General features: G+C 41.7%; 14 protein-coding genes. 3 read left to right on the top strand and 11 right to left on the bottom strand.

The window, feature by feature from the left end:
- Nucleotides 1–46: 46 nt before the first annotated feature.
- On the bottom strand, nt 47–895 hold the full coding sequence (locus BacF7301_RS24910; protein ID WP_167966892.1) for a helix-turn-helix domain-containing protein: 849 nt from the start codon (nt 893–895) through the stop codon (nt 47–49).
- Nucleotides 896–1,166: 271 nt separating this feature from the next.
- Between BacF7301_RS24910 and BacF7301_RS24905 the strand changes: the two genes are divergently transcribed.
- Both BacF7301_RS24905 and BacF7301_RS24900 read left to right on the top strand, forming a co-directional pair.
- Nucleotides 1,167–1,694 (top strand): calycin-like domain-containing protein, encoded by a 528-nt coding sequence (locus tag BacF7301_RS24905; protein ID WP_167966891.1) that lies wholly within the window; start codon nt 1,167–1,169, stop codon nt 1,692–1,694.
- A gap of 232 nt (nt 1,695–1,926) precedes the next feature.
- Nucleotides 1,927–3,960, top strand: coding sequence for a PCMD domain-containing protein (locus BacF7301_RS24900; RefSeq protein ID WP_167966890.1), 2,034 nt, complete (start codon nt 1,927–1,929; stop codon nt 3,958–3,960).
- A 161-nt stretch (nt 3,961–4,121) separates the two neighbouring features.
- Here the strand turns inward: BacF7301_RS24900 and BacF7301_RS24895 are convergent, their stop codons facing one another.
- From BacF7301_RS24895 to BacF7301_RS24855, 9 genes are all read right to left on the bottom strand, one after another.
- A complete protein-coding gene (locus BacF7301_RS24895) occupies nt 4,122–4,907 on the bottom strand; it encodes a porin family protein (RefSeq protein ID WP_167966889.1) in 786 nt (261 codons plus the stop codon).
- Nucleotides 4,908–4,929: 22 nt separating this feature from the next.
- Nucleotides 4,930–6,117 carry a PCMD domain-containing protein gene (locus BacF7301_RS24890; RefSeq protein WP_167966888.1) on the bottom strand — a complete coding sequence of 396 codons (1,188 nt, stop codon included), beginning with the start codon at nt 6,115–6,117 and terminating at the stop codon, nt 4,930–4,932.
- 168 nt (nt 6,118–6,285) lie between these two features.
- The gene (locus tag BacF7301_RS24885) at nt 6,286–7,746 is read right to left on the bottom strand and encodes a catalase (RefSeq protein ID WP_167966887.1); all 1,461 of its coding nucleotides are present in this window, start codon (nt 7,744–7,746) and stop codon (nt 6,286–6,288) included.
- Nucleotides 7,747–8,047: 301 nt separating this feature from the next.
- Entirely contained in the window at nt 8,048–9,382 is a 1,335-nt protein-coding gene (locus BacF7301_RS24880; protein WP_167966886.1) for an NADP-specific glutamate dehydrogenase, read from the bottom strand.
- 164 nt (nt 9,383–9,546) lie between these two features.
- Nucleotides 9,547–9,723: a hypothetical protein gene (locus tag BacF7301_RS24875; RefSeq protein ID WP_167966885.1), complete on the bottom strand. Its 177-nt coding sequence runs from the start codon at nt 9,721–9,723 to the stop codon at nt 9,547–9,549.
- Nucleotides 9,720–12,011 (bottom strand): NADP-dependent malic enzyme, encoded by a 2,292-nt coding sequence (locus BacF7301_RS24870; RefSeq protein ID WP_167966884.1) that lies wholly within the window; start codon nt 12,009–12,011, stop codon nt 9,720–9,722. Before BacF7301_RS24870 ends, BacF7301_RS24875 begins: the two co-directional genes overlap by 4 nt.
- Nucleotides 12,012–12,297: 286 nt before the next feature.
- Nucleotides 12,298–13,911 (bottom strand): hypothetical protein, encoded by a 1,614-nt coding sequence (locus BacF7301_RS24865; protein WP_167966883.1) that lies wholly within the window; start codon nt 13,909–13,911, stop codon nt 12,298–12,300.
- Between the two features lie 3 nt (nt 13,912–13,914).
- Complete coding sequence (locus tag BacF7301_RS24860) at nt 13,915–14,949, bottom strand: HlyD family secretion protein (protein WP_167966882.1); 1,035 nt, start codon at nt 14,947–14,949, stop codon at nt 13,915–13,917.
- 37 nt (nt 14,950–14,986) lie between these two features.
- Nucleotides 14,987–16,306, bottom strand: a complete 1,320-nt coding sequence (locus BacF7301_RS24855; protein WP_167966881.1) for a TolC family protein — start codon at nt 16,304–16,306, stop codon at nt 14,987–14,989.
- 3 nt (nt 16,307–16,309) lie between these two features.
- Here BacF7301_RS24855 and BacF7301_RS24850 point away from each other — a divergent pair, with 3 nt between their 5' ends.
- Complete coding sequence (locus BacF7301_RS24850) at nt 16,310–16,474, top strand: hypothetical protein (protein ID WP_167966880.1); 165 nt, start codon at nt 16,310–16,312, stop codon at nt 16,472–16,474.
- A 416-nt stretch (nt 16,475–16,890) separates the two neighbouring features.
- On the opposite strand, the gene BacF7301_RS24845 is transcribed toward BacF7301_RS24850, so the two are convergent.
- Entirely contained in the window at nt 16,891–18,099 is a 1,209-nt protein-coding gene (locus BacF7301_RS24845) for an InlB B-repeat-containing protein (protein WP_167966879.1), read from the bottom strand.
- Between the last annotated feature and the right edge of the window lie 18 nt (nt 18,100–18,117).

Raw genomic sequence — 18,117 nt, 5'->3', positions numbered from 1 at the left:
AGTAGCATAAAGGAGAAATAGCCTTGATACATTCATGCGTTCCCGATTATCCATTATTCCGATATGCCAACGGGCTCATCCCCACATATCGCTTAAAATACTTGCCAAAGAACGACATATTGGCAAAGTTGAGCGAGTCGGAAATTTCCTGAATGGAAAAGGCGGTGGATTTCAATTGCGATTTAGCATCCATAATAACCATGCGTGAAATGATTTCTATGCATGTGTTCCCTGTCACTTGTTTTACTATGGTACAGAGGTGGGAATGTGCTATTTTTAGTTTATCGGCATACCATGAGACATTACGTGTCTGACTGTAATTCTGTACTACGAGTTGCGTGAAATTCTTGTAGATCTGTTCATTTCTCGACAAATGTTCTTTCGTGTTCTGTAGCCGGTTCTTGTACATGGTAGATATTCCCGTATGTATATTGTTATATAAATGCGGGGTAATTCCTTTGCGGGTTGGTCCATCGAAGAAGTGATAAAGTTTTATCAGGAACAGAAAATAGTCTTCCAACAGTCTGGCTCCTTCCGGTTTCAATGGAATAATCGGTCTGCCCATTGTAACAAATAAGGTATCAATGGTGGAGTGGGTAAAATTAGCTTGTTCCAGATATTTAGAAGAGAATCCGCCAAAATAGAGCGTAGGTTTTCCATGAACACTATGTATTTGGAGAATACTTCCCGGCATAATTGTAGCGAACTCATTGGCACGTACAGTGATACGGCTCAGATTGACCGAAGCTTCAATTTCCCCATCCATGCATAATACGAAAATTTCCGCTTTTAACCGGCAGGGAAAATTGGTGTACAAACTAAGTAGTTCCTTACTGATTCCTGTGCCGATAACCCATTCTTCCGGTAAATCTATTTTAGGTAATTCTTTATTCATCTCACTTCTGCTGCTATGCCGACAAAGGTAGTTTGAAGCATAGAAATTTCGACTATCCGTTTTTCTACAAAATGTGTCTATAGTTCACAAAATGCAATTCATTGTTTCTATTCAGGATGAGATTGTTGAAGAAAAGAACAAAAACAAAAAAAATAGACCTTGTGCCACTCCGTAAATAGCCGTTACTTTGCACTATCTTTTGAGAAAAAGGCAAAGAGGATAAAAGTGGTATTCTCTATGTAGGTAAAAACATTAACTAAAAGAGAAAGTTATGAAAAGAATTTCATTTTTTTTGTTTGCAATGTTGCTTGGCTCGATGAGCTTGTTTACAGCTTGTGGAGACGATGATGATGAGGATACTACTCCTTCGGGAATGGTGGCTGGTACATATAGTGGTACTTTGGTCGCTACTATAAATGGGGAAGAAGTTGCTAATGAGGCTAAATCCCTGTCTTTGGAAAAGAATGGTGATGATGCTGTAGATGTAGTTATCAAGGATTTTAATCTGAATGTTACTCTTGGTGATACTTCTATACCGGTGAGTCTGGGTGATTTGAGAGTGGGAAAATGTATTCTGTCACAAAAGGACGGAAAAACGACTTTTAGTGGTACCGAAAATTTGAATGGAGTAAAAGTCCCATTAGCTCCTGGTGTGGAAGTAACTGCTGATTGTAAAGTGGATATTGTAAATGCGACAGTCGATGGTAAGAAATTAAGTTTGCCGATAGCTGTTGGCGTAAGCATGGATGGAACGGAATTATTAAGTGTCAGTGTACAATATACTGGAACGAAAAAATAAAATATAGAACTAGTTTTTCTGCAGATGCTCGCGATATCTGAACTTTATTAATGGGAATCTGCAGAAAACTCTAATTATAACTAGACTATTCATTCTTTTTTTACTTCATGCCGGCATCTTGCCCGTGGCAAGAGAATTTTAAAAATAGACTATTTAATTTATAAAATGGATCTTATGCAGATAAGGTCCAAGCATTCCTTTTGTATTATTATTAACTTAAACAGAACATTTAATGAAAAAGAACTTATTGTATTTGTTCGTATCGGTTTGTCTGGTAAGCCTGTTCGCGGCTTGTAGTGATGACGATCCGAAAAAACCGGGACCTGACTATGCTTTGCTTCAAGATGCGGTGGTCGGTACTTACGACGGTGGTCTGAATGTATCAATGAATGGTACAAACCTGACTCCCGAAGCTATATCTCAGAGAATTTTTGTAAAAGCTGAAGGAGCCGATAAGGTGGAATTGTCATTGAAAGACTTCTCATTTCTAACTTTCTCTGTCGGTGATATTGTAGTGAGCGGCATTCCTTTGAGTGGTGACGCAGGACAAGTTGCCCTGCAGGAAACAGAAACTACGATGAACCACGCTGTCTTAGGACATCTGACTATCAAAGTATCGGGAACAGTAAGTAATGAAAAAGGTAATTTGAGTATTAGCGTACTCCAAAAAGGTGGAAGTGTAGAGGGCGGTCCTGTCGAGGATATGGACATTGCAGTTTCATTCGAAGGTACTCGCATTTCTAAAGAGGTAGATGATAAGGATTATTCTGCTACAGTCGCAGGTTTCTATCCGCGTTCTGAGAATGGACTAACATGTGATTATTCGGCCGATGGGTTTACATTGCAATATCCGACAGACGGCATCACGTTGACTTCTGCCGGATATAACAAGATAGCAATCACTAAATTCTATCTTTCATTTCCTTATAATCCTGAACTGGGTACGCCGACAGCGTCTAAAGCCCGTCAATATATTGGTGTAGAAAGTACGCGGTTAATAAAGAACGTAGATGGAACTTTCACCATTGAAGAATTTAAGGGCACGGTTGCTGATAGCAATAAGGAGCAGGCTGAATATACAATATCTGGTACATGGAATGAGAAAGTATTGTCCTTGAAGATAACGCTTGAATCAGAAACTTATACAGTAAATTATAACTATGTATCTGATCCGCTGCAAAAGACTGGAAACGACTTGTTGAAGATGACTTTCGATAGTAGTATTATTACTGTCCAGCCTGAAATTTCCAGTACGAATGTTGTGTTCTATGTCACCCCGACTGCAACGGATGAACAGTTGAAACAACTTGTTCCTGTTTTTGAGGTTTCTGAAGGAGCGACAATACTTTATAATAATGAAGCTTATGTAGCAGGAACTCCTATTGATTTCTCCGGTGAAAAAACACAGATAAAAGTGCAGTCGGAAAAGGGGGCTGCAAAAACGTATACCATAACATATGATATCATTGAAGAATTTTCATTTAAAGTCGATTTTGACGGTGATTGGGAATTGAAGAATGCGACAAGCACTGAATCCAATAAATATCAGGAATATTATGAGCCTGGAAGTGGATGGGTCACTTCAAATGAGGGATTGAAATGGATTAAACTGATGTATGGTACAGGAACAAGTGCTTTGTATCCACGTGATGGGGCTTATCTGGTGACTGTAACAGATGATGCTGTCAGTGGAAAAGCTGCACGCCTTGAGACGGCTGATACAAAGGGACGGTTTGTTCTTTTTACTGCTGTTCCTAAAGTAACATCGGGTTCTGTATATAATGGAATATTCAGTGTAAGTCTTGCTAATACCTTGGAAAGTACCCATTTCGGTGATATATGTCGTAAAGAACCGAAATCCTTCAAAGGATATTATAAATATGCTGCCGGACCGGATTATTATCAAGCCAATACTCCGGGTGATCCGTCAAAGGCTCATGAAGTGACTTTGGATAACACGAAGAAAGATGCTCCAGCCATGAATGCGGTATTGTATGAGGTTGACTCTTATTCTGCCGATCATTTGAATGGAACTAACCTGTTGACATCTCCTAAGATTGTGGCAATCGCTTCAGTGAAAGACGCAGGAGAACAATCTTCTTATACAGCATTCAATGTTAACTTTGAATATAAGAACGGTAAGTCTTGGGATGCTTCCAAGAAATATAAGTTGGCTGTTGTTTGTTCGTCCAGTAAGGATGGAGATAACTTCTCGGGTGCACCGGGTAGCGTGCTTTATATTGATAATCTTGAAGTTGTATTCTAATCATTAGAGTAGGAAAGATAAAGAAAGAGGCCGTCTCATTTTCCATTGAGACGGCCTCTTTTTATGAAAAGGTAATCTTCTGATATAAAGAAACCGGCGAAGAATCATATAACAAGATTCTTCACCGGTTCTTTATATATCCTTGTATAGAAGACTACTTCTTAGAATGAATAACCAAATCCTATATTTAAGTAAATAGGATACATGGCAAATGAAATGGTGGTGAAATCTTTCTTGAAGATGTCGTTCAGCCCCCATGTCAAGTCAGCATGTATATTTAAGTGTTTATAAGCTTTCCATTCTCCACCTACTTGCAGTCCCCATTGGAATTTGCGCAAATCTTCGGAGAAGTCATAAGTTGCAATATTATCCCCGGTGAAATTCACCCGGTCGCCGGTAGCATCCGGTGAGCGCAGGTGCCCTTCATAAACATGGCCTGAAAAGTCTTTCTCAATCATATATGAGAAATAAGGGCCTGCAACAATTTTCCACCGGTCGCTGATTTTGTAGTTAGCCAGGACAGGTACAGTCAAAAGGGACATTTTTACTTTGGTCTTAACACCACCTGTCCAAAGTCCTTCTACCTTTCCACCTGTTTCATTAAAAATCTCCATGCCATAGTTCTTTACTGTGGCTTCAGTAGTCATATTTTTGTTGTCGAGACGGAGCCCCAGGCTGACTCCCCACTTTTTTTGCACGTCTATCCATTTGGTAATATTAGCTTCCAGGGTGATAGCAAGTCCGGGAGAGTAGTTGTCAAGGCTTCTGATTTCTTTGGGAAGAGGGAGAGGGGCTGTTCCACCTATGTTCACGCCCGCTTTGAATTGATAATCTAATCCATGAAGTGAAGACCATAAAAGCCCTTTGTGTTCATTGGATGATTGTGCATTGATTTGGCTAATGCCGAAAAAAAACATAGCTAAACCAGTCAATATATATTTTTTCATATATAAATTACTTTTTAAATTATTAATCGTTGTCTTCTTCGCAATGGATTGTCACTTCATCTATCCACAATGTACTTCCTACTGAACCTTTGAAAGCTGCTCCTTCCACACTGGAAGAGAATACGATGGCAAGTTTATATTTGCCGGCAGCAAGCATATTGTCATTGATTGTTTTGCTATTTTGAAGTACAAATGGCAAATCGAAAGAAGTCCATTCACTCGTTTCTTTCATATCCTCTGATTTGATTCTTGCAAGAGATACTATTTTCGGAGAATTCAAAGAGTTGTAACCGTCCAGGAAGTCCTCTACATTGTCTGCCTCATATAAAACAGCATATATATCCCCCTTATCTTTGCCATTCATGCTGGCATCTATGAAGAAATTTTTCTTTCCATCCGTTCCCAAAGTAAAGGAAGTATAATCAGTTCCCGGTTTGAACTTGTAATATCCTGAAATCCGTGTCGGGTGCTTGTAGAAGGGAAAACCGAATTTTGTAGCCTTCATTGCGTCTTTTAATGCGTTGCCGACTTCAAATGAACCGATGAAGAGATTTCCTGCCGCAATAGGCATACTAACCCCTGCACCGAAACTTCCGGTACTTTTAGTTTCCAGTTTTGCCCCCTTACCTATATATCCCTGTGCTTGTATAGTTATATAATCCAGGGGAGATCTTGCCATACCGGTGAGGTTGAAGCCGGGATTACCACTTGCCCATTGAAGCATTTCCGCTTTTTGCAGATTGAATTCATAGAATATATGGTACTTGTTATTACCGTCTTCTATATTTTCAAAATGATACTCCGTAGGAAGCTCTGACTTGATAACAGTAATCATATAAACAGCTTCCGTTGTGCGGCTTTCGGATGTCACTCTGAACTTGCGCTGGTATTGCTCCAGTGTCTGTTCCGAAGTAACGGGAACTTTTGAATTTGAAAAGTCATATTTAGGAGCATGATCGTTTGCCGCTGCGTCGACAGGTTCTATGTCGGCTCCCTCGGGCAGTTCGAACTGGATTTCCAATGCTGATAAATCTGTGGCTTTTGATACGTAAATCGATACTGTTTTACTGTAAGTATTGATGGTAGATAATTGGATATTACTGCCGTTGCATCCATCTATGGCGGCTTCGACGTTTAAACCTTCGTCTTGAATGCAGGAAGTCATTGCCAGGCATATCATCATTCCGGCGAATACATTTTTTAGTTTCATCTATTGTTATGAGTTAAGGGATTATATAAGTTACAAAGATAGCTATAAGCGTTGACGTCAATTTTTGTAGAATGTTAAAAGAGGAAACATAACTGTCGGGAATATAATACAAAAAAGACTGTCCTAAAATCTTAAGACAGTCTTTCGTTCAATTCATCATTTTATTTTTTATTCTTTCAAAGCCTCTTGCAAGTCAATACCCAGTGCTTTGGCAACTCCCGTTCCGTAGGCAGGATCAGCCTTATAGCAATTGCGTACGTGGCGTTGCTTGATGAACAGTTCGGAATCTCCCATAGCGCGGGCTGTATTCTCGAACAACAATTGTTGTTCTTCTGCCGGCATCAGTCGGAACAAGTCACCCGGCTGGCTATAATAGTCATCATCGTATTCCCGTTCGTTATAATTGTAAACTTCACCGGTAACTTTGAGAGGTGGTTCTTTCATATTCGGGGAATCCTGCCATTCTCCGTAGCTGTTTGGTTCATACCCTTTTGCATCGCCGTAGTTTCCGTCTACGCGCATAGCTCCGTCACGATGATAAGCATGGAAAGGGCAACGAGGTTTGTTTACCGGAATTTGTTCCGCGTTCACTCCAAGACGGTAACGTTGTGCATCACCATAAGAGAACAAACGTCCCTGTAACATTTTGTCAGGAGAAAGACCGATACCATCTACAAAATTCATAGGATTGAAAGCAGCCTGTTCCACTTCGGCGAAGTAGTTTTCCGGGTTACGGTTCAGTTCCAGTATGCCGACATCCTGCAAAGGAAAATCTTTATGCGACCATACTTTGGTGAGGTCGAACGGATTGATGCGATAATTATCTGCTTCCTCTTCCGTCATCAACTGAATTTGGAACAACCATTTCGGATAATCACCTTTTTCGATACTCTCGAAAAGGTCGCGTTGATGGGATTCACGGTCTTTGGCAACAATGGCTTCCGCTTCCTGGTCGGTCAGGTTCTTGATACCCTGCAAGGTGCGTAGATGGAACTTAACCCAAATCCGTTGGTTATCCGCATTGATAAAACTATAAGTATGACTTCCGAATCCGTGCATATGACGGTATGAATAAGGAATGCCGCGAGGACTCATGGTGATAGTGACCTGATGTAATGCTTCCGGCAGAAGTGTCCAGAAATCCCAGTTACTATTCGGGCTACGCATATTCGTTTTAGGATCCCGTTTGATAGCATGATTCAAATCCGGAAATTTGAGTGGGTCACGTAAGAAAAATACAGGAGTGTTATTACCAACCAAATCCCAGTTGCCTTCTTCTGTGTAGAATTTCATGGCAAAACCACGGATGTCGCGTTCGGCGTCAGCAGCTCCGCGTTCTCCGGCTACGGTGGAGAAGCGGACAAAACATTCTGTTTTCTTTCCGACTTCACTAAAAATGGCTGCACGGGTGTACTTTGTGATGTCATGAGTAACTGTAAAAGTACCGTACGCACCCGACCCTTTGGCGTGCATACGTCTTTCGGGGATCACTTCACGATCAAAATGGGCAAGCTTTTCAATAAGCCAAGGATCTTGTAACATTACAGGTCCACGTTGACCTGCAGTTTGCGAATTCTGATTGTCGGCGATGGGGCGCCCGTTCGCAGCAGTAAGTTTTTTCTTTTCCATAAATAGATCTTTTTAGTCGGAAATAAAGATAAGCAAACCGTAGTCTTTTTATTCTTTCCATCCGTTGTTTATAATATGTTACAAAGATAAGCGGCTTTTGTTCATTTGTCAAACAGAAAATTTCTATCTAAAGATAGAGAATAACTATGAATAATTCTATACTGCCGGGCATTTTTTTTATAGTAAAGATGATTGTACTGACACCCGGGTGTCATACAAATCGTTTGTGCATAAAAAAACTCCCGCCCTTCCTTTCGGAAGACGGGAGTTTTGCACTATAGCTTATTGTATCTTTAGCTGATTATACGATACCTTGTGCCATCATTGCTTTGGCAACCTTCATGAATCCGGCTACGTTAGCACCTTTCACATAGTTCACATATCCGTCAGCTTCAGTACCATACTGAACACAAGCTTCGTGGATATTCTTCATGATGCTCTTCAGTTTTTCGTCCACTTCTTCAGAACTCCAGCTCAACTTGATAGAGTTTTGAGTCATTTCAAGACCTGATACTGATACACCACCAGCGTTGGCTGCTTTACCCGGAGCGTAAAGAATCTTGGCATCTTGGAATACTTTGATAGCTTCCGGAGTAGAAGGCATGTTTGCACCTTCAGATACCGCCATTACACCGTTAGCAACCAATTTCTTAGCGTCGTCGCCGTTCAATTCGTTCTGAGTGGCAGAAGGCAGGGCAATATCTGCTTTTTCGCTCCAAGGACGAGCTCCTTCTACATATTTGCAACCATATTTATCTGCGTATTCACGGATACGGCCACGGTACAGGTTCTTCAGTTCCATGATGTAATCCAGTTTTTCGCGGTCGATACCTTCCGGATCGAAGATGTAACCGTCAGAGTCAGACATAGTCAGCACCTTGCCACCCAATTCGAGTACTTTTTCTGCTGTATATTGAGCAACGTTACCCGAACCGGAAATCAGGCAGGATTTGCCTTTCAAGTCAGTACCTTGTTTTTTCAGCATTTCCATCAAGAAATAGATGTTACCGTAACCGGTAGCTTCCGGACGAATCAGTGAACCACCGAATTCGCGGCCTTTACCAGTGAATGTTCCGGTGAATTCGTGAGCCAGTTTCTTGTACATACCGAACATGAAACCTACTTCACGACCGCCAACACCGATGTCACCTGCAGGAACGTCTGTTTCAGGGCCGATGTGGCGCCACAGTTCCAGCATGAAAGACTGTACGAAACGCATTACTTCCATATTTGACTTTCCACGGGGAGAGAAGTCAGAACCACCTTTGCCACCACCCATCGGCAGAGTAGTCAGTGAGTTTTTGAATGTTTGTTCAAAGGCAAGGAACTTCAAGATAGAAAGGTTCACAGATGCATGGAAACGGATACCGCCTTTGTATGGGCCAATCGCGTTGTTATGCTGAACACGGTAACCCATGTTCGTCTGAATGTTACCTTTGTCATCCATCCAAGTCACGCGGAACTGATAAACTCTATCAGGAATACACAAACGCTCGATCAAGTTCACTTTGTCGAACTCCGGGTGTTTGTTGTATTCTTCTTCAATAGTAGAAAGAACTTCTTCTACTGCTTGATGATACTCCGGTTCATTGGGAAATCTTCTTTTCAGATCGTCTAATACCTTTGCTGCATTCATAATCTTTTTTTCTTTTATAGGTTGTTTAAAATTCGATTATCTATTTCTCTTATGCGGTTGCAAAAGTAAAGATAAAAATTGAACTGGCAAACATTTTATAAAGAAAAATGCGATAAAACATCAAATTTGATATTTTATCGCATTAAAAATGGGAAAAAAGATATTTATTTGTTCTTTTTGAACGACTTATAGACAGGAATGAATACCAACGCTGCCGAAATGACAAGTGTTACTATCGTCATGCCGTCAATTCGTTCGGCTTTTGTGAGAACTAAATAACAAAGCGCCAACCAAAGTAGACTGATGCAAACTATTTGTGATTTGGATAACGGCCTTTTCATTTACCTTCTTTTTTCTTCTTCACAACGATGGCGTCAATCACGGCTACGGCCGTGATATTAACGATGTCGCGGACAGAGCTTTCAAAATCGGTGAAATGGATAGGCTTGTTCAATCCCATTTGGATAGGGCCGATGAATTCCGTATCCGGATCCATTGCCTGCAGCAATTTGTAACCCGCATTTGCCGAACTCAGGTTCGGGAAAATCAGTGTATTCACATCTTTGCCTTTCAGACGGGTAAACGGATATTTTGTATCACGCAATTCGCGGTTCATGGCAAAGTTTACCTGCATTTCACCGTCGATAGCCAGTTCAGGATACTCTTTCTGCATATAGTCTACGGCTTCGTGTACTTTTACCGGGCTTCCGGTAGTATCGGCGCCGAAGTTTGAGTAAGATAGCATAGCCATTGCCGGAGTATGATTGAAGAAGCGGACTGTCTTGTCGGACAGTTTGGCGATGTCAATCAACGTTTCAGTGTCCGGGTGGCGGTTAATCAGTGTATCTGCCAGGAAGTAAGTACCTTTCTTGGAATTCAGGATATGCATTGTGCCGAAGTGCTTGAAGCCCGGTTGGATACCGATCACTTCTTTGGCAACTTTGATTGTATTGCTATATCTTGTATAAAGTCCGGTAATGAATGCGTCGGCATCTCCGGTTTCTACCATCATCATACCGAAGTAGTTGCGTTCGAACATCTTGTCGTTGGCTTCCTCGTAAGTGAAGCCTTCGCGTGCACGTTTTTCCGACAGGATACGTGAATAGCGTTCGCGGCGGTCGGATTCGTCCGGGTGGCGGAGATTGACGATTTCGATACCTTCGAGGCTGAGGTCGAGTTCTTCCGCCAGTTTGCCGATTGCTTCGTCGTTTCCTAATAAGATAGGATGGCAGATACCTTCGGCTTTCGCTTCAACGGCTGCTTTCAGCATATTCGGGTGGATACCTTCGGCAAATACTACACGTTGCGGATTGCGACGGGCAGTGTCATACAATTGGCGGGTCAGTTTGGACTCATATCCCATTAATTCGCGCAGGTGTACACAGTAAGCATCCCAGTTTTTGATTTCCGTGCGGGCTACTCCGCTTTCCATGGCAGCTTTTGCTACGGCACAGGAAACTTCTGTGATAAGGCGGGGATCTACTGGTTTCGGAATGAAATATTCGGGTCCGAAAGAAAGATTGTTGACTTGATAAGCTGCATTTACAACATCGGGTACAGGCTGTTTTGCCAGGTTGGCGATAGCGTGTACGGCTGCCAGCTTCATTTCTTCATTGATCGCTTTGGCGTGAGTGTCCAAGGCACCACGGAAGATATATGGGAATCCGATTACATTATTGATCTGGTTCGGATAGTCGGAACGTCCGGTTGCCATCAATACATCGGGACGAGCTGCCATGGCAGCTTCATAAGAGATTTCCGGTGTCGGATTGGCCAACGCGAATACGATAGGCATGGAAGCCATGCTGCGTACCATATCCTGACTCAATACATTTCCTTTGGACAGACCGAGGAATACATCCGCGCCTTTGATAGCTTCTTCCAGTGTACGGACATCTGTACGGTCGGTTGCAAAATATCTTTTCTGTTCGTTCAGGTCGGTACGTGCCTTGCTGATTACGCCTTTGCTATCCAGCATGACGATATTTTCAAGGCGTGCGCCTAGTGAAACATACAATTTAGTACAGGAAACAGCAGAAGCGCCTGCACCGTTAACAACGATTTTTACATCTTCGATTTTCTTTCCGGCCACTTCGAGCGCGTTTACCAGTCCGGCACTGGAGATAATGGCTGTTCCGTGTTGGTCGTCATGCATCACCGGGATGTCTAGCTCTTCTTTCAGGCGGCGTTCGATTTCGAAACATTCGGGTGCTTTGATGTCTTCAAGGTTGATGCCACCGAAAGTAGGAGCAATCGCTTTTACTGCTGCGATGAATTTTTCCGGGTCTTTCTCGTCGACTTCAATATCGAAAACGTCGATACCTGCATAGATTTTGAAAAGCAAACCTTTACCTTCCATTACCGGTTTGCCGCTCAATGCGCCTATGTCGCCCAGTCCGAGTACGGCTGTACCGTTAGAAATAACAGCAACAAGATTACCTTTTGCAGTATATTTGTATGCATCTTGCGGATTTTTCTCTATTTCGAGACATGGTTCTGCCACGCCGGGAGAATATGCGAGTGCTAAATCTGTTTGTGTACTATACGGTTTGGTAGGAACTACCTCAATCTTACCTGGTTTGCCCTGTGAGTGATAGAGCAAAGCGGCTTCTTTGGTTATTTTAGCCATAGTATCTGTATTTTTTATTAATAAGTTATCATTTGGCTGCAAATGTAGGAATAAAAGTTAGAAATTGTAGTCCTTGGTGGATAAATTCTATTAATTTTATAGCAAAATGACTGATTTTATAATACGACCTGTAAGGTTGCCGCATTTATATCCGGTTCAGAAAACATTTATTGTTTTTATTGATAATAAGAAAAAAAGAAAGATGGAAATCGAGAAGATTCCCCCTTTCTTTTCTTTTAGAAGACTCTTCCGGAAGACTCTCCGGATATAATATTTGGTTTATTACTTACTTGTCTTTCTTTGATAATACATGTGTCGTCCGCCAAAAAGTGTTTTTTACTTCGTTGGCTACTTCTCTCCAACTTGGCATACTCTTCAAGGAGCGGCGCACCGGAAAATCATAAAGCAGTAATAACAAGAATAAGAAGATACAGGCATAAGCCACCCAACCATAAATCTGCTTGATACTGACTTCCATCATCTGACTGATAAACTCTTCCATATAATGACCGAGATTAAACGGGCTGCTACTGAAAGATACATGGTCGATTGCCGACCCGTAGCGTGCCAGATTATCAGGAACGTAATAAGCCAGTCCTTGTGCGTAGACCGCGCAACCCAATACACCGCCGACTACCATATGAAGCATATTAAATACACTTAAGCCTTGGAAAAAATGTTGGAAAGTCATGATTTCTTCCAGGCAGACCATAAAGGTGGCGCTTAATACCGCATAGGCAAATCCCCGGCATATCGTAGGAAGATAAAGCTGTGAGATATGAATATCAGTAGAGATTGTCAGATAGAACCCTATCAGATAGCCGATAAGTCCCAGGAAACCGACGATGACAAGACGTACATAATTATATTGTTTGATATGCATCCACCAATAAGAGAATACGCAGCCGATTACTATGCCGATAATAGCAAACCATGCCAATTGCACGCTTACCAGTTCTTCATACTTCATCACTTCTTCATAAAAAACTTCTTCCAATACATGCTCGGTTGCCAGAAATGCTTCCACTACTGTGATTAATCCCAATAAGGGCAAAAAGTAGCGGTAACTCCACATTTTAGGCTCCAGGAACGGGTGGCGGATAGTCATCATACGCCAAATGCAAAAGAACAGGGTTATCAGGATAGCTACCGACAACTGACGGATGACAGGACTGTTCCACCAATCATACCAATCGCCATAGTTGAAAAGAAAAGCTATTTCTGCCAGTAACGCTGCCCATAACGCTGCCCCCAGCCAATCAATCCCGAACAATGGAAACTTGCGCATAAACCGGAAATGCTTCACACAAACGGTCTGTATCAACAGAACGATTATCATTAATCCTGCAATGAAAAGATTCATATACGTCCAATGATAATGATACATTAAATAGGTCGTTATCAAGTCGGACAACTGGATACTGCCTAAAACAACGATATGAAGCCAGGGAAAAAAAACGGTAAAATCCCGCTTGGGCGTCATCCACAACTGAATATTGGACATACATTCAAACGTTCCCTGAATCTTGCACATTCCTTCGATGAAACATATCAGCCACAATAACGGAAGAAAAGTAATATGCGGCGCTATCAGGTTGCAAAGCAATACCCCCAATGCAGCCGATGTAAGCAGCGTCTTATTCGTAAAACGAAACTTCATGCGGAACAATAAAGGGAAGTAGATAGCCATACCTGCGAGGTTGGCATACATGCACATCAATATATCCTCACGCATCAATGCCATTCCCCCAATCATCTGATTCAATGCTCCCAAATATACACCACCCGAAAGTTGGAAAGTGACGGCAATGAACAGATAAATCCACGGCTGTATCTTCCGCGGCACAAAGCTACGGAACATAGGCATTACGAAAGGCCCATTTAAAACAGGTGCTCCCATACGTTAATATTTCACCTCACATTCTACATTGAATCCGGCACGCAAGCGTTTTAAATCTTCCGGCTTGTTTACTTTCAGACTGATACGGACGGGAATACGCTGTTCCACTTTTACAAAATTTCCGGTTGCATTATCTTGCGGAATCATTGAAAAAGCCGCCCCCGTAGCATCGGAGATAGACTCTACAATCCCTCTGAAAGTAACACCGGGCACTGCATCCGCTGTCATTTCCACGTCTGCACCTTCCCTGATGTTTGAAAGCTGGGTTTCACGGTAATTGGCTATTACCCACAAATCACTGCTGTCCACAATGTCAACCATGGTTTGTCCCGGTTGAACCAACTGACCTTCCAAAATTTTTTTTCTTCCCGTAGTGCCGTCACACGGAGCGATAATGACCGTATAGGAAAGATTCAGCCGGGCAAGTTCCAACGCAGCTTCTGCCAGGCGGACACCTGCTTCGTTCTGTCCCAGGCGATGTGTCTGTTCGCTTTTTACTAAGGATGTGGATTGTTTGGCACGCGATACCTGTTCGTAACGGGCTTTGGCTGCTTCATAAGCTGTGTGCACATTATCATATTGCTGCTTTGTTACTGCATCTTCCTGCAATAGCTTTTCAAAACGGTTCAATTCACGTCTGGCATTTTCCATTTGTACACGTACTTCTTCAATGCTTGCATCACTTACGCTCAGGTTGTTTTGAGTAGTGGCAATACCTATGGTAGTAGCCTGCCGTCCCGCAGTGGCATTTGCCAAATCCGCTTCCGCTTGTGCTACACGAAGGCGGAATTCAGCGTCTTCAATAATAACGAGCGTGTCGCCTTTGCGTACTTGCTGATATTCTTCAAAACATATTTTCTTGATAAATCCCGGTACGCGGGTGTTGATTGGAGTAATATGTTGTTTCACCTGCGCATTGTCGGTATATTCGATATTTCCCAAATGAATGAACCGGGAACAAACATAGGTGGCACCACCAATGAGAAAACAAAGAATCAGAATGTTGTATATAATCTTCTGAGTTTTTCTAGCTATCATAATCTATTCTATTTAAAAGGGTATGAGTAATTGATTATTAAAGGGTATGTGTGATATATTTCATTTTATAGAAACTGTAAACCACGTTGATACGTGCGTTGACCAGACCGAGGTCTGCGCTTAATTTCATATTGCTGGCATCAAGCATATCTGTAAGCAACGCAAGGTCATTCTTATAACGATTGCTGGTTACATCGTAATTCTGATTGGCAAGCTCTACGCTTTTCTCTTGCGTACGAAGGTCTGTAAAAGAGGTCAGGAAATTGACATAATTAGCCTGAACACCATTCTCTATTTGTTCTTGCGCTAATGAATATTCTTCCTGTGCCTTACGCATATTCAGTTTTGCCTGGCGTACTTTCTTATTGTTCTTGAACAGCGATGAAAGATTGTATTTGATTCCTACTCCTACATACCAATAATTGAAGTTATTATCCAATACGGGGACTTCAATAGTGATAGGGCCGTCCAGATGCTCACCGGCTACAAGAGCTATTTTCGGAAGAAGTTCCGAACGTTCCAGTTTGACTTTCTGTTCGCTCATCTTCATAGCCAGTTGCGCTTGCTGCAAACCGACATTGCTCTGTGAAGCCAATAGTTGCCAGTCATTTTCTGCCAGTGCTTTGACCTCTTCATCCAGTAAGGTAGAATCAGGAATAATTTCCGTTCCGGCAGGAAGATGCAGGGTAGTCACCAATTGGTGATTCATTATTTTACACGCATCCTGCACTTTGGCTAATTGAAGTTTCAACGTTTCTTTTTGCAATTCATAACGGGTGATGTCATTTTTCAAAGCCGTCCCTTGTGTGCGTCGGGCTTCCATGTTGCGAATCACCTGTTCAGTTAAATCAAGGTTCTTCTGCAATACTTGTACCTGATTATTCAACTTGTATAAATCCAGGTAATAACCAGTCAGAAGAAAACGTATTTCCTGCCGGTTTTTCTGCCAGTCCAGCGCAGCCATTTGCTGACCGAGTTCTGCCAAAGAAATACTACTATTGATAGCACCGCCCGCATAAATGACCTGCTGTGCTTCCAACGCAAAGTTATTACCAAAATGAGGCATCGGAATGTTCTGTCCGTTCTTGAAGTCACGGTCCCATAGATACCCGTCACCCAAATAACTGAAAGAGAGCGACGCGTCTATGTCCGGCAAACGTTGTGACTTGGCGGCTTTCAAAGCCTCGTCAGCAGCTTCCTTTCCGGTTTTATACGTTTGAATACTCTGACTGTTCTCGTCTGCCAGACGGAACATCTCGTTAATGCCCAAAACTTTCCTGTTAAGCGTTTGGGCAAATAGACCCTGACTGCATAGTACTGCGCATAGCGGTACTATGAGCCACCTTTTTTTGCTCATAAAATGAAAAGAAATTTAATTGATAATGATAAATATACGCTCCTATATCATGCCGCTTCCGAAGAGGGAGAGCTGGCATTTCGCGTCGTGGCGAGTAGTTCTTTTGGAAATAATCAAATCTGTACAGCTACACCCCAACCATGGAAGTCATACATTTTGTTCTCGTAGCGAATGGAGATTTGATAATATTTTAGTTTCATTTTGATACCTGCTTTTCTAATTCGGTTTGCGAAATTATGAAAAAAAACAGGTAAGTTGTGACCATAGGTATATGCAAATATAATATTTTTTAACGGTTGGCCTTGAGAATATCTTGTAGAAGAAAAGAGTGAGAGATGTACAATAATCATTGTAATTATGTACATGAATAGCGCAAATGATGTACTTGACTTATCTGAAAGATGTACAAGTTTTAAACAAGTGATGTACTTGTTCTGAAAAGGTCTGCTTTTGTTCGTATTTCTTTGATAAGAAGCCTGCCATTGATGTGGAGTTCATCAAAGACAGGCAACTTAGTTTGTTTTGAGTTATATCGAACTGACGTTGATATATACTTCTAAATGATTATTATAACCTACATTCATTTAACTGAAATTGATTTTTCCCTCGTATGTAAATCCAACTATACGACCATCACTCAGTTCCAAAATACCTTCTATCTTATATATCTTACTACCTTCATCATATTGAACATTCAATTTGGCAGATGGAATAAATGTTTTTTCTCCATCTTCCCACCATTTACCTTCAAACCACAAATATGTATACTCAAGGTCTATTACGGTTTTGTCATATTCTCCAGCAACGAAGTCTTTTGTTGAAAGTTCAAGATATAATTGCTCATTGTCGTCTTTAGCATAAAAAGTTATACCCGTATAGTTCCAACCTTTATCACCCTCTACACGAACAAAATTAAGAAGAGCATCCACATTCTCTATAAGAGAAGGCTTAAGTTCTGCACCGCTATTCTCTTCAAGATCTTTCAATGTCGTATTCCATTCTTCTTCTTGGCCTTCATCTAATTTCAGAGTAAGTGTTTGTAAAGCACCATCAGGCGTAGTCTGATTACCACAATGGAGTATATACCCGTCAGCAAAGTTCATTGTTCCTGCCGATAACTCTGTCAAATGATTGTTATTGCAATATAACTCTACCAATTCTTTACATATAGACAGATTCAAATTCGATAAAGCATTTCCGGAACAATCAAGGTGAGTCAATTTCCCGCCATTACTCAAATCAAGCTCCGCCAGTTCGTTTTCACCGACACGGAGAACTTTCAATGCCGTAAAGAATTCCATCGTTTCAATGTTCTTCACCTTTACGCCTTCAAAACCTCCGGTAACATCGATTGCTTCAATCACTGCAGCCTCTGCTTCCGATAACATGCCATCACCATTTGTATCCCATTTATCGTACGTGTGCCCATTGATTTCCTGCGACTGATTCATCCTGTGCTGGCAGTATGACTTAAATGCCGGATCAGTCATCTTGTCGGTAATATCATCTTTAATCATAAAAGTAGCAACAATTACCACTTCTCCGGCGGGCATCACAAACGTAGCCGGATTGGCTGTGACATCTGCAATAACCGCATCGCCTGACCTGACAGCCCACTCTTTAAATAAAAAGCCCACATTAGGAGTTGCCGTAACTGTCACTATTTCGCCTTCTATGGCATTCTCTTTGTCGGCTACTGCCGAGACACCGCCATAACCGGGGAATACAGTGAAAGAATAACTGATACTCTCATCATCCTCGCACGAGAAAAACACAGCACAAAGTACTGTCATTAAAAATATTCTTAACTG

The sequence above is a fragment of the Bacteroides faecium genome (genome assembly GCF_012113595.1).
GTDB classification, from domain to species: domain Bacteria; phylum Bacteroidota; class Bacteroidia; order Bacteroidales; family Bacteroidaceae; genus Bacteroides; species Bacteroides faecium.
Note: the sequence above shows the minus strand (reverse complement) of the source record. Positions and strands in the feature narration are given on the sequence as shown.